Annotated in this window: 13 protein-coding genes; 7 read left to right on the forward strand and 6 right to left on the reverse strand. The window is 41.8% G+C overall.

The window, feature by feature from the left end; genetic code table 11:
* Positions 1-2 precede the first annotated feature (2 nt).
* Positions 3-515 (reverse strand): DUF1348 family protein, encoded by a 513-nt coding sequence (locus tag IEE83_RS15325; RefSeq protein WP_310588512.1) that lies wholly within the window; start codon positions 513-515, stop codon positions 3-5.
* Between the two features lie 464 nt (positions 516-979).
* On the opposite strand from IEE83_RS15325, the gene IEE83_RS15330 reads away from it, so the two are divergent.
* Both IEE83_RS15330 and IEE83_RS15335 read left to right on the forward strand, forming a co-directional pair.
* Positions 980-1,963 carry a type I glyceraldehyde-3-phosphate dehydrogenase gene (locus IEE83_RS15330; protein WP_194121416.1) on the forward strand — a complete coding sequence of 328 codons (984 nt, stop codon included), beginning with the start codon at positions 980-982 and terminating at the stop codon, positions 1,961-1,963.
* Positions 1,964-2,000: 37 nt separating this feature from the next.
* The gene (locus IEE83_RS15335) at positions 2,001-2,615 is read left to right on the forward strand and encodes a pyridoxamine 5'-phosphate oxidase family protein (RefSeq protein ID WP_194121417.1); all 615 of its coding nucleotides are present in this window, start codon (positions 2,001-2,003) and stop codon (positions 2,613-2,615) included.
* Position 2,616: 1 nt separating this feature from the next.
* Here the strand turns inward: IEE83_RS15335 and IEE83_RS15340 are convergent, their stop codons facing one another.
* Positions 2,617-2,985: a hypothetical protein gene (locus IEE83_RS15340; RefSeq protein ID WP_194121418.1), complete on the reverse strand. Its 369-nt coding sequence runs from the start codon at positions 2,983-2,985 to the stop codon at positions 2,617-2,619.
* Positions 2,986-2,998: 13 nt separating this feature from the next.
* Positions 2,999-4,075 carry a proline iminopeptidase-family hydrolase gene (locus IEE83_RS15345; RefSeq protein WP_194121419.1) on the reverse strand — a complete coding sequence of 359 codons (1,077 nt, stop codon included), beginning with the start codon at positions 4,073-4,075 and terminating at the stop codon, positions 2,999-3,001.
* 191 nt (positions 4,076-4,266) lie between these two features.
* Here IEE83_RS15345 and IEE83_RS15350 point away from each other — a divergent pair, with 191 nt between their 5' ends.
* The 4 genes from IEE83_RS15350 (at position 4,267) to IEE83_RS15365 (ending at position 7,964) form a co-directional block, all read left to right on the forward strand.
* On the forward strand, positions 4,267-5,160 hold the full coding sequence (locus IEE83_RS15350) for an alpha/beta fold hydrolase (RefSeq protein WP_194121420.1): 894 nt from the start codon (positions 4,267-4,269) through the stop codon (positions 5,158-5,160).
* Between the two features lie 223 nt (positions 5,161-5,383).
* Entirely contained in the window at positions 5,384-5,953 is a 570-nt protein-coding gene (locus tag IEE83_RS15355; RefSeq protein WP_194121421.1) for a peroxiredoxin family protein, read from the forward strand.
* A gap of 642 nt (positions 5,954-6,595) precedes the next feature.
* A complete protein-coding gene (locus IEE83_RS15360) occupies positions 6,596-7,168 on the forward strand; it encodes a type VI secretion system tube protein Hcp (protein WP_194121422.1) in 573 nt (190 codons plus the stop codon).
* 28 nt (positions 7,169-7,196) lie between these two features.
* The gene (locus tag IEE83_RS15365; RefSeq protein ID WP_194121423.1) at positions 7,197-7,964 is read left to right on the forward strand and encodes a T9SS type A sorting domain-containing protein; all 768 of its coding nucleotides are present in this window, start codon (positions 7,197-7,199) and stop codon (positions 7,962-7,964) included.
* A 264-nt stretch (positions 7,965-8,228) separates the two neighbouring features.
* Here the strand turns inward: IEE83_RS15365 and IEE83_RS15370 are convergent, their stop codons facing one another.
* Both IEE83_RS15370 and IEE83_RS15375 read right to left on the reverse strand, forming a co-directional pair.
* A complete protein-coding gene (locus tag IEE83_RS15370; protein WP_194121424.1) occupies positions 8,229-8,732 on the reverse strand; it encodes a hypothetical protein in 504 nt (167 codons plus the stop codon).
* Between the two features lie 28 nt (positions 8,733-8,760).
* Entirely contained in the window at positions 8,761-9,900 is a 1,140-nt protein-coding gene (locus tag IEE83_RS15375; protein WP_194121425.1) for a zinc-dependent alcohol dehydrogenase, read from the reverse strand.
* 633 nt (positions 9,901-10,533) lie between these two features.
* Between IEE83_RS15375 and IEE83_RS15380 the strand changes: the two genes are divergently transcribed.
* The gene (locus tag IEE83_RS15380) at positions 10,534-11,313 is read left to right on the forward strand and encodes an NIPSNAP family protein (RefSeq protein WP_194121426.1); all 780 of its coding nucleotides are present in this window, start codon (positions 10,534-10,536) and stop codon (positions 11,311-11,313) included.
* 374 nt (positions 11,314-11,687) lie between these two features.
* Here IEE83_RS15380 and IEE83_RS15385 read toward each other — a convergent pair whose 3' ends face one another.
* A complete protein-coding gene (locus IEE83_RS15385) occupies positions 11,688-12,701 on the reverse strand; it encodes a chemotaxis protein CheB (RefSeq protein WP_194121427.1) in 1,014 nt (337 codons plus the stop codon).

Raw genomic sequence — 12,701 nt, forward strand, 5'->3', positions numbered from 1 at the left:
TATCAGAAAATTCTTCGCTCATTTTCATCAATCGGAGCGTCATTGATACTGGCAATTCTATTCACCATTAACCCGTTTTCATTGAACTCCCATAATTCAATCCCATAGCTTCTGAACCATTGTCCCTTTTCGTTATGTGATTCATATTCAAAGCGTACAGCAATCCTGTTTTCCGAAAAATTCCAAAGCTCCTTTTTCAGGCGGTAACCCAGTTCCTTTTTCCATTTCTGTGTCAAAAACTGCTTTACTTTTTCCCGCCCGGAAATAAATTCAGATCTGTTTCGCCATTTTGTGTCCTGTGAATAGGCGAGACTAACAAGTTCTGGATTTTTGCTATTCCATAGATCTTCGGCCAGCTGCACTTTTAGCAGTGCTGTCTCGTATGTAAAGGGAGGTAACGGTAAGCGCTGACTGTTTTGATCGGACTCAGGATTCAGATTCGCTTCATTCCACATCGTATCGCCGCACTCGTCACTGGAAAATTGCGCATCATTAAATTGATCAAATGGAATCATATCTGCTATTTGGTTTAAAAACGTTTATTATCACTTGCTTTGACTATCTTATTTATCTTGACTTACAGTAGGCAAACCTGTTTAACGAAGTAAGATTGTAATGCAAAATTATGCTGTGACCATAGGCACAGCAATGTGCTCAGTAGCGCATTCGCTGTATATTTCGGTTATTTCAGCACCTGGAAGCTGCACTGAAACAATCCTGAATTTATAATTCGTCCATACCGGCTTAGCGCAGGATTCCCTTTATCAGCGTACATAATCAATTTAGGACGCAAATCAGCTTCTTTCTGTTCAGAAAGAATTTGCAGTTCCTGATTACAAAATTCCCATAGTGCTCCCCCGATCCGTTGTATATAACCGGAAAGATGTTGTACCGCTTACTGCTGATAAGCCCTCCTGGTTGGAATATAGCCAGGAAAATACCAATATTGAACCATCAACTTTTTAAAACAAAAGACAATATGAAAAGGATAGTTATCAATGGTTTTGGACGCATCGGGCGATCTGCCCTCAAAGTTATTTTTGAAACCAATGATCTGGAACTGGTAGGTATTAACGACCTGATGAGCATCGAAAACGCTGCATACCTGCTGAAATATGACAGCAATTATGGCATATACGAAAAGGAAGTTAAAATTGAAGGTGACAACATATTGATTGATGGCAAATCTGTAAAATATACCAGTTTAAAGGAAATTGAAAACCTGCCATGGAAATCGCTTGGTGCAGATGTGGTTATCGAAAGTACCGGTATTTTCACCAGCCAGGCCGCTGCCGAAAAACATCTGGCTGCCGGAGTTAAATTTGTTGTAATCTCGGGACCCACAAAAGATACGCCAACCGTTGTTCATGGCGTAAATACACAGGATGGGAAAGTAGCCGTATTTTCGTGCGCAAGTTGTACTACCAATAACATCAGTCCGATTATTGAAATTTTGGGCCGAAGAATCGGGATCAAAAAAGCCATCCTAAATACGACTCATGCCTACACTGCCTCTCAAACACTGATCGATGCACCCTCCAAGCGTGAGCCGCGCATGGGCAGGGCAGCTGCGAACAATCTGGCTCCCGCAGCTACCGGTGCAGCAGTTGCAACCACTAAGGCACTACCCCAGTATGCAGGAAAGTTTGACGGCATCGCAGTACGTGTTCCGGTTCCGGTAGGATCGATATCAGACATTACCTTCATCGCTGAGCGGCCAACCACCATTGAAGAAATCAACAGGATATTAACAGAAGAATCAGCTACGCCAAGGTATGAGAAAGTAGTTGACGTTACTGACCAGCCGCTGGTTTCGAGCGACATTGTTAAAAGTCCATATGCCGCAACGGTAGATCTTGAAATGACCCTTGTGGTAGATGGCGATCTGGTTAAAGTCATGGCATGGTACGACAACGAATGGGGCTTTACAAATCAGATGATAAGACAAATCCAGTCGATCTGATTTACAAAAACCTGGGCCGAGCTTGATTATTACAGCCATGAACTATTCAGCATTAGCATTTACCGACGACATCAAAGCAATCCAGGAAAGAATGGGAAGCCGCGGAGCCTATGAACGGGTGGAAAAAAACAGTGATGTTGAAGGCCTGACTGCTGTTGAAAACAGATTCATAGCCGAGATGGACAGCTTTTATATGGCTTCATTTGGCAATAACGGGTTTCCGTATGTTCAGCACCGTGGCGGGCCGAAGGGTTTTATTAAGGTCATTGATAAGCAAACCATAGGAATAGTTGATTTCAGCGGAAACCGCCAGTACATTTCGATTGGTAACATAGTAAAAAATCCAAATGTGTCGCTGATTCTTCTTTCCTACCCGCTGCGGGCGAGGTTAAAGCTTTATGCCCAGGCAGAAGTGGTCGAGATCAGCGAAAATCCATTTCTATTTGATCTTCTTAAACCCCAGGATTATAAGTTCAAGCCTGAGCGTTTAATACTTTTTCACATAAAAGCCTACGACTGGAATTGCCCGCAGCACATCACACCTAAATACAGCCTGGCCGAAATCAAAGAGATGATTGAAGCCAAAGATCAGTATATTCTAAAGCTTGAACAGGAAGTTGCGGTGCTGCAGGCCCGTCTCAATACATTATAATTCAAAAGCGATGCTGCACTTTATAATTTGATTTAATCATCAGCGGGTTTATTTCCATCCTGCTTTTTGAATTAACGGCTATAACCAACAAGGCCGGCGTACGATGATATCTCCATGGATTTCTCACATTTATAGGGCCATTCCAAGGCAGATTTTCTTTGATGGTAAATAAGGTTTCGCTTCTTATAAAAGTGTTATTTCTTAATGTTCCAAAAGGTCGCTTGTAATTGGCCGGCATCATCATAGTGACATTGAACTGAGCATATAAGGTGGAAGAAGTCAACAGATAAATAAAAAACGCAGATAATGTCTTTATCCCGGGATGAACGGCTCTTGCCGAATAGGGCTGGTTGTTTATACTACTGGTCATTGAGCGGTAATGATTAAATAGAGGGTTTGGGTACTGTGCCGTTTTTCAAAAATTCAATGATCCCGTGCATGTAAAACTGCTGCTGATCATACATGCTCAGGTGGCTTCCGGTTTGGCAGTACAGAAATTTCCCGTTAACGACCTGTTTGCTCATCCATTGCATATGCTTTGGATCTATTTCGTCATATTTTGCTCCAATCATAAGCGTTGGAACCTTTATTCGCATCAACCGTCCGCTGATATCCCAGTTCTTTAAGCTGCCAATAATTCCAAATTCGCTGGGACCCTGCATAGCAAGGTAATAAGGCTGGTTCGATCTGCCCAAGGCTCTTGTGAAAGGTTCCGGCCAGTCATTGACCGGTATCCTGCAGACATGGTGGGCATAAAAGTGCACTGTAACCAGCTCGGTATATCTGGGATTCGCATAATCATTTCTGGCAGCCAGCAGATTTATACTGTCCAGTGCAGAGGAAGGAATTTGTTTCACAAGTACCTGTTGGATGTAACGGTTAAACTCTTTTCCACTCGCACACATGTTCGAAACGATCAGCCCTTTTACATGCTGCTGATATTTCAGCGCATATTCCATCGCAAGAAGCCCACCCCAGGAGTGTCCGAAAATGTAAAAGTTTTCTTTTCCCAAACCCAAGGCCAGGCGTACCTGCTCGACTTCCTCAACAGCTCTTGCCACACTGAACCTTGTCGAATCCGCTGGTTTGCCCGAGTTACCTGAGCCAAGCTCGTCATAGTAATAAAACTCTATTCCTTCTTGTGGAAAAAAGCTTTCAAAAACTTCCAGATAGTCATGCGGAAAGCCAGGACCGCCTGCCAGCAGCAAAACTTTAATTTTCGGGTTGTTACCTATTCGCTTTGTCCAAACATGTTGAATACCGACCGGTGTTTTCACCGGAACCATTTTGACCCCTCCTGTCTGAACATGTGAAGTGTCGGAAATAAAATAATCTGAAAAATTTATATTCTCCTGGTGACTGTCTTTACAGCCAAACAATGATGTCACCAAAAGAAAAAAAAGACAAGTAAGTTTGATGTTTCGCTTTTGATTGTTCAAAAGCAGATTTGAGTCATGCATAGGTTGTATTGAAGTTTTGTTTTGACAAAGCTCCGGTGTTCCCAGGCTATTAGCATTCGCCTAGGTTAATAAATGAAATTTAGTATACCCGGCTTTACGAAATTACCATAGGTGAATGCTTAGCAGAAACCAGCTTGTGATCTTTGCCGCAGCAAAGCTGCTTTTTTAGGCAGATACTAATAACAAACAGAATGAGAAGAAACTTAACAATTTTGTGGGTCCTGCTATTGCAGCAGACAATCCTGCTTGCACAGAAAAACTATTTAATTCAGTCCGCTGATAACATTTCACTAAATGTCAATGAATATGGTCAGGGCACACCGGTGGTTTTGCTGGCGGGCGGACCGGGCTTTAATGCGGCCTATCTTGCTCCGATCTGGAAAGCCCTTCCGACATACAGATTCATCGTTCCCGACCAGCGCGGCACGGGACGTTCTTCCCTGAATAAAATTGATTCAAGTCACATGACCATTTCAAGATATGTCGACGACCTGGAAATTCTTCGTAAGTACCTTCATATCAAGAAAATTGTCATTGCAGGACATTCCTGGGGTGGTATGCTTGCGCTCGCTTACGCGGCAAAGTACCCGCTACATGTTGACAGACTGATCCTTCTCGGCCCTGGCGGCATTACCTCTAATTTTTTCAAATATTTTAACAGTAATATCAGAATGCGCCTGAGGGAAGAAGATTCCTCTGAGTCAAAACTGGCTGACTCTTTTGCGCTTAAAATGAAAGCAATTTGGCCGGGATATTTCTACAACCGGGAAATTGCGCTGGCTACCAAGGTGCTTGTTGACACCAGTCTTGCTGACCACAATGCAGGTATAGTCAATTCGCTTACGCTAAAAGATTACAATAGGACTGAAAAGTCTAGAGTGGCAAGCCTGCGTAACTTTAAAAGCCCGGTTTATCTGATCCAGGGCCGGCAGGACCCAGTCGGTGAATCGACCGTGTACGAGACTAAAAGCATTGTTGCCCAAACCCAGATATTTTTCATTGAGAAGTGCGGCCATCTGCCATGGCTTGAAAGTGAGTCGGCGTCTGCAAGGTTCTTCGAACTATTAAAAACATCTTTGAATTAAATTATCTAAAAAGTGCTAATAGGCAATAGCCGCTTTCCCAAGCAAAACGCACAGCTAATAAATAACCAATATGAAACAAATAAATTTTCAGATCACGACTTGTTTAATGACATTTTCCCTTTGTGTCTCAGGCCTGCCTTTAAAAGCGCAGACAGCATCCGATATTAGCCACTTACCGGAAAAGAACATAAAATATTTGTTACCTGACGGTAAAATATTTGCGATGGAAAAGTTAGACAGTCTAAAACAGGCATGGGGAAGGGTCTTGTTTGCGCATGATAAAAAAGATGACGAAAAGGGTATTGTTCACCTGATGCCGATGACTGATGAAATCAGACAGCAACTTGAAATCGCAAATACTAAAAGAGAACAGGCCATGGAATCCATGCTTAACAAACCAGCACCTGATTTTGAAATGAAAGATTTGCAAGGCAAGTCCTGGACTTTAAGCAAGCTCCGTGGTAAGATTGTAGTGCTCAACTTTTGGTTTACTTCTTGTGCACCCTGCGTTCAGGAAATACCGCAATTAAATGCGTTAGTATGCCGTAATGAAAACGAAAATGTAGTTTTTCTGGCTTTGACTTTTAACAACGCGGACCAGATCAAGGCCTTTGTAAAGAAACATCCCTTCAATTTTAAATTATTGCCAAATTCGGCAGAAACAGATAAAAAATACCAGGTCAGTTTATGGCCGACCAGCATTGTAATCGACAAAGCAGGATATATAAAAAGGATCATGAATTCAAGTCTGCAAATAGAGCAAGAGATAGAATCTGTTATTAATTCTCTGTAAAACAGCATAAGAAAAAACGGGCAAAATCGAAAAATGCACTAGCTATTACAAGATTTAATCGATCATTTTTTACCATACAAACAGGATTCACCAGTAGGATCAATAGAGAACTTAGACAAAAAAGATAAATGAAGCGTTTGTAATCCGGCGAATTACGTCGGATTATTTTAATAGATCTATAAAATTCAAATGCTTCTCTCATTGTTCCCGAATAATCTATATACCCATCTTTGTCACTTTCGGATATATGGCTGAAAATAAGCCATTAAAATATAGATAACGTGTTATAGACCATTTGACACCAGAAACTCTACTTTCAACCGTCTGAAAACCAGAGAGGACTTCATAATGAATTAAAAAATTTAAGTAGTGTCCAGATATTAGGGAATATTATAAATCCCCTACGAACTACCAGTAACCTTTAAATAAATTTCACCCTTATTTTAAATAAAGAGCTAGCCATTATATTTACCTTTGAGTGGTTCCATGCCACAGCACAACTAGATTAAACTAATAAAAATCCCAACGTGAGCTTTCATCAAATCAAATGCCCAACTGATTAACCTGAATTTTCCTAATTTAAGATGCTTCACTCTTTACAATTTCAATCTATTTTTTAATTTTTCTTAATTACTCAGTACTATGAAAAAATTCTGCTATTCCCTTTTAATGATTTTACCGTTTCTTTTTCTAAATGTTGATGCTGCTTTTGCCCAGCACATTTTTTTAAAAGCCGGAGAGCTCACCGCCAAAGGCAGTTTGATTAAAGGCTATGAAAATTATATTGAGATTACAGGGGTGCAGTTTGGCGCCGAAGCAGAATCTTCTTACACCAAAGGTGGCGGTGCGTCGGTTGGAAAACCAAGTTTCGATGTAATTTCAATTACTAAGAATGTGGATAAATTATCAAACGAACTACTGAAAAATATTGCGGCAGGCAAGTCCATTCCACTGATTGAAATTGCTACAACAGCAAGGCCGCAGCAGGGCAGCGAATTGGTGGTCCATAAGATAGAACTTAAAAATGTTTTTGTTACAAAAATCTCTGACGCAAGTGCAGGATGTGATGATTGTGGAACACTTGCAGAGAGCGTCAGTTTTGTATACAAAGCCATCAGAATTACCACCTATTCACAAGATGCCAAGACGGGCGTTTTTAGTGCTAATCCGAATCCTTTCGAACTTGACATTCCGACATTGAACCCCGAATTTTGATTAGTTTATTTTAATTCGCAAATCCAATATGAGATTTCTATTTTTTCTGTCTTTACTTTTTCTGGCAGGCGCAGCCCGAGGGCAATCACTTGGCAAGACCAAGGCGCACCTGACTGTGCAACGGCTGGCAGAAAAGACAAATTCCAGCTTCTACGCTGCCCGGACTCTAAAAACAACAGCATTAAGCACGGACCCATGCGCGATGATTGTGCCTTGCACACAAAAACCTTTGCCGGTTACATTGATAAGCTTCACCGGTGAGCGGCTAAATGAGTCAAGTGTCTTGCTTCTTTGGCAGACCAGTGAAGAGGTTAATAATGATTATTTTCAGATCGAAAGAACGCTCAATCCGAGTATTGGCTTTCAGACCGTTGGTGTGGTTAAGGGTGCCGGATCTTCTAAATCGGCGGTAAAGTATCAGACGACCGACCCAAATGATAATTCAGACTACACCTATTACCGGCTCAAACAAGTCGATTTTGATGGCAGCTATCAATATAGCTCGATTGTTGCCGTGAAAGGATCAAAGATGCCTTTTGATGTAGCCGCATTTCCGAATCCTTCCCAGGCCAAAACCTTACTTTTTAGAGTCCGCGGCCTTAAAGCCACAGAGCAGCTAAAAATTGCGGTATATGACCTGGCAGGCAACACCGTTTATCAAAATGACAACAAAAAGGCCTCTCCTGACCAGCAAAACCTGAATCTTGGTCTGCAAAGTCTGTCACCAGGAAAATACAGCATTAAGGTTCAAAGTTCAAAGGAGCTGGCGACAGACTCCTTTGTGATCGTCCCGTGATGCAATGTATCAGCATTTGCAAAAGCCGTTGCAGCCCAAACTGCAACGGCTTTTTTTGATTCAACAAAATAAATTCACAGGATTTTTTTTTGAATTACTTGCTGCTGATAGCCAAAGGACGAACTAATGTCCTATTTCTGTCTTATCTGATTCAGATATGATTTTACTGAGAGCTGGCGATTTACCACCAGTATTCTGCTAGTGCGGCAATTACAAGCAAAGACAGCGTAATCCCTTTTAATAGTCCATATTGGTCAATATATTTTAGCTACTTCTGTCTCTGCTATTTCGTTTACACAAAAGGACGATGCCAGCGGTAATAGCAAGTCCAATGGCCACTTTTTTCGCCAGTCTCGCCGGATTATGCTTTAGCTCTGCTCTTCCCCCAAGCTCGGCGAACAAATTTGGAAAACTACCTTGCTTGATATCATCAACAATACCCTCGATCACATTAACACGGTCGGCCAAAAGAAGTGACAGCCAGTGGCCATAACTTGATTCGCTGAATTTGAATGCATATCTGCGTATTTTTCCACTTAATCCACTAGGCGGATTGGGCGTTCCAAAAACGGAAGTAATTGTTGGCCTTTCATTTGAAACAAGAATTTCAACCTGCGCCGCCTGTTGTAAGGGCCTTTCCCAAAAAAGACCTTTTCTATTATCATTTTCACTACGTATTTTCATCGGATAAGCGGGCAGATCCAGTGGATCGGCATCAATACCCCAACCCTTAATATCTTTGTGTCGGATGCTATTTTCGTCCTGCATGATTCTCTGAATTTAAATGGTTGAAGATTTATGGAATTAGTACCGTTTTGATACAGTTGTCAAGTTTTGCTGAAAATATATGGTAAGCATCCGCAACCTCTTCCAGTGGAACACGGTGTGTTATAATGCCCTTCGGGTTTAACCTTCCTTCTCTTACATGTTCAATTAACCGAGGCAAAAGACGTTTGACGGAAGCCTGGTTGGCCCGGATTGTAATTCCTTTATTAACCACATTACCTATGGGTACCAGATTATCTGTTGGCCCATAAACACCAACAATGGAGACAACACCACCCTTTTTCACTGAATTGATTGCCCAGTGCAAGGCCGTTGCTGAGCCTGCTTGTAATAGTAATTTTCTTCCTGTAATGGTCTGCATAGCATTTCCAGCGGCTTCACAGCCAACCGCATCAATACATACATCCGCTCCGATGTAACCCGTCGTCTTTTTAATAAATAAAACTACATCTTCCAATGAACGGAAATTGTACGCCTCACACTGTGCATATTGTTTTACAAATTCAAGCCGGTACTCAATGTGATCAATTACGATCACGCGGCCTGCACCAAATAACCAGGCGCTTTTGGCTGCCATAATACCGATAGGCCCTGCGCCAAAAACTACTACGGTGTCCCCTGGCTTAATTGCTCCCATTTCGGCTGCCTGATAACCTGTTGGTACTACGTCTGTAAGCAGGACTGCATCATCGTGATCCAGATCTTCGGGAATAACCATCGGACCTACATCAGCAAAAGGAACACGGACGTACTGTGCCTGTCCGCCGTCAAAGCCCCCTGCGGTATGCGAATAGCCGAAGATACCGCCAACCGCAGTTGCCTGTGGATTGGATTCGTGGCAATTTCCATATAGCCCTTGCTGACAAAAAACACATTTGCCACACGCGATATTAAAAGGAACCAGCACACTGTCGCCGACTTTAAGGTTTTGAACCTCAGTACCGATTTCTTCAACAACACCTATAAATTCATGACCAAAAGTTGTCCCAACCCGCGTATCGGGTACCAGCCCATGGTACAAGTGCAGATCTGACCCGCAGATACATGAACGTGTGACACGGACAATCGCATCTTGCGGATGCTGAATTTCTGGCATTGCCTTCTGCTGTATACGGACCCTGAATGGGCCACGGTAATTCATTGCAAGCATAATTCTTTGCGTTTAGATAAATAATTACTTTGTTTCGACAATGAACTGATTTGATGGTATGGCAGATTAAAAGAGAACCTGTGTGATAAAGAAGTATACCAAATAAAGTAATTCACATACCTGATCTAAAAAATTATCACCAGGCCTATACCGAGATTAGCTGATGGGGAAGCGTTTGCCGATTCAGAGAAATGAGAAGTGTGCCAGACATCTAAATTCAGTATAAGAACAATTTAAAATCAGATGCTTACTGAGGGTCTTTTGAATTTAATATGCTCTAAAAATCAGGTATCTAATGCGCTACTTAACAAAATTTTAAGCAATTATACAGCTTCCATAGGTTTCTATATATGAGCTACGGCTAAGAAAATGCTAATTACTCATTGTTTGCCGCGCATTGGTATCACATTTTACAATGATGATTGATCAGCATACTAAAAATCCAGGATTTGACAAGATTGGTACATTTTTAACACAATTAATATGGTTACTTAATGGCAGTCAGAAAGAAAATATTCGCTCTTAGTCAAATCTTGTCTACCAAATGTAGCAAACATTTTCAACCTGCTGTTGGTGGCCTGGATATAACAATTACTTTAACATTTTATCAATTTATCAAACGCCAGAATCCCGATGATCAAAATCAGTCTATTCAAAACATTTGTAATACTATTATGTATAATTGTACCGCTAAGCTACAATTCCGCTTATGCGGCAAAACCCGAATATTATCAGCTTAAAATCTACCATCTGAAAGATAAGAACCAGGGCGACCGGTTGGAAAATTATTTGAAACAGGCATACCTTCCAGCGCTTCATCGTGCAGGCATTAAAAAGGTTGGGGTTTTTAAAGCTTCTGACAATGCGGATTCACTGGTGTATATTCTGATTCCATTCAATTCGGCTGAACAGTTTTCATCCTTATCCAATAAACTTGCAGCGGATAAAAGTTATTTATCGGCAGCTGACGATTATTTGAATACCAGCTTTGACAACCCGGTGTTCAAACATATTGAATCCGTTTTCATGGATGGTATTAGCGGAATGCCGCTGCTTCAACTACCTGATCTGAAAGCAGCTCCTTCTGAACGTGTATACGAATTAAGAAGATATGAGGCCGCCAGTGAAAAACTGCATGATAATAAGATAAGCCAGTTTAATAATGGAGAATTAGACATATTCAAGCGCCTTGGTTTTAATACCATATTCTGCGGAAAAGCGATTGCCGGCAGTAAACTGCCATCGCTTTTTTACATGACGTCTTTTGAAAATAAAACAGACCGTGATGCGCATTGGAAATCATTTAGTGCGGATCCGGCATGGGTTGCACTGAATGCGCGGCCGGAATATGCTCACAACTTTCTAAGGGCAGATATTTACTTGCTTCACCCTACTGCCTATTCTGAGATATAAGCGGTTCGACTAATGATAATTCCCGCAGTAAAATCATTTCAATTTCCCGTTTCCCTAAAAAGTTAACACGATTTAGGGAAACTTTGTGGTTTATAGGCAATAATTGTATCTTACAGCTAATCCGTTTAATCAACGTAACTTCTCCGCTTATTTCCGGTCATTCAGGCCTCTCTATCAGTAGATATTCAGAACAATTTCGCGGTATCCTTCGAATTTTTGACTCTGTCTTTCCAATTCAATCAACTCTTTACCCATTCGCACTTGACTGTGTACTTGCTGCTTGCCAATGGCTTTAAATCAACACATTTACCATCAGCAGGTAAAGAACGCTGATAAGTTCAACGCTTCAGGTGATAATTAATTACAGGATATTATTAAAATGCTAATGCCTCATCGTTACGCTGCAGGTCAGATAAAATAACTTTTAGCGTATCAATGTGCCGCTGCATTTCATCCTTTCTTTCAAGATGATCTAATGAAAGTGAGGTGTATCCTTTCTGAGCAAAATCAACTTCCAGTTTACGCAAAAGATGTTTCCGCTCTTCCATCATCCGAAGCGCAACCCATAGCGTGGCGCTGGCCGTTTCAGCCTGCTTTACTACCAGGTCGCCTTCGGTATAAGAATGTCCAATATGACAGCGGTAACGGTTTATGATATCCCCTTTAATACTCCATAGATTTCCCCCGCAGTCCGGACAGGCAAAAACACTTTTATCAGCGATTTCTTCAACCACATCAATGCCAACTGCCGTTTTTTCGGCTGATTGCGATTCGAGCACCACATCCTCAGGCGCCGAAATTTGAGATGTTCTCTCAAGATCAGCTATTTGTGTTAAAAATGTTCCTATGCTGCCAAGCTCACAGACATGATCTACATCCATATTGTTTATTACTGACAGGGGCATGTCAGGGTATTCCGCTTGATTAGGGTCTTGTACGATGCAGACTCCCCCGCTTCTTTTAATTGCCCACATGCCCGAAGTTCCATCATCGAGCATACCACTTAATATGATTCCAACGGCATGGGATGTATAATTTACGGCAGCCGAGCGAAAAAGCACATCAATTGAAGGCCTGAAACGGTTTTCCTGTGGTCCGGAGCCTAATAACAATTTACCTTCCTTAACAAGCAAATGCTGATTAGGGCGCGCGATGTATACATTTGCTGCTTGAATTGCCGTGCCACTGACTGCCATGCTGCACTGCATCGTTGTTACTTTCCCTAACCGGTGCACGACAAAATCGCCAATCCCTTTCCGTGACAGGTGAAGCACAATACAGTAAGCAGCGTCTAATTCAACGGGAAGTGTGCGTACCAATTCGGTTAACGCATTCAATCCGCCGGCGGATGCACCGATTACCACAAGAAACCTGGGATGATTCGACAT

This window comes from Dyadobacter subterraneus (genome assembly GCF_015221875.1).
Taxonomy (GTDB): Bacteria; Bacteroidota; Bacteroidia; order Cytophagales; family Spirosomataceae; genus Dyadobacter; species Dyadobacter subterraneus.

Coding starts and splice junctions, on each gene's coding strand:
- IEE83_RS15330 (WP_194121416.1), top strand. CDS start 980: ATGAAAAGGATAGTTATCAATGGTTTTGGACGCATCGGGCGATCTGCC.
- IEE83_RS15360 (WP_194121422.1), top strand. CDS start 6,596: ATGAAAAAATTCTGCTATTCCCTTTTAATGATTTTACCGTTTCTTTTT.
- IEE83_RS15345 (WP_194121419.1), bottom strand. CDS start 4,075: ATGCATGACTCAAATCTGCTTTTGAACAATCAAAAGCGAAACATCAAA.
- IEE83_RS15385 (WP_194121427.1), bottom strand. CDS start 12,701: ATGTCGAATCATCCCAGGTTTCTTGTGGTAATCGGTGCATCCGCCGGC.
- IEE83_RS15335 (WP_194121417.1), top strand. CDS start 2,001: ATGAACTATTCAGCATTAGCATTTACCGACGACATCAAAGCAATCCAG.
- IEE83_RS15370 (WP_194121424.1), bottom strand. CDS start 8,732: ATGCAGGACGAAAATAGCATCCGACACAAAGATATTAAGGGTTGGGGT.
- IEE83_RS15365 (WP_194121423.1), top strand. CDS start 7,197: ATGAGATTTCTATTTTTTCTGTCTTTACTTTTTCTGGCAGGCGCAGCC.
- IEE83_RS15340 (WP_194121418.1), bottom strand. CDS start 2,985: ATGACCAGTAGTATAAACAACCAGCCCTATTCGGCAAGAGCCGTTCAT.
- IEE83_RS15355 (WP_194121421.1), top strand. CDS start 5,384: ATGGAAAAGTTAGACAGTCTAAAACAGGCATGGGGAAGGGTCTTGTTT.
- IEE83_RS15325 (WP_310588512.1), bottom strand. CDS start 515: ATGATTCCATTTGATCAATTTAATGATGCGCAATTTTCCAGTGACGAG.
- IEE83_RS15350 (WP_194121420.1), top strand. CDS start 4,267: ATGAGAAGAAACTTAACAATTTTGTGGGTCCTGCTATTGCAGCAGACA.
- IEE83_RS15375 (WP_194121425.1), bottom strand. CDS start 9,900: ATGCTTGCAATGAATTACCGTGGCCCATTCAGGGTCCGTATACAGCAG.
- IEE83_RS15380 (WP_194121426.1), top strand. CDS start 10,534: ATGATCAAAATCAGTCTATTCAAAACATTTGTAATACTATTATGTATA.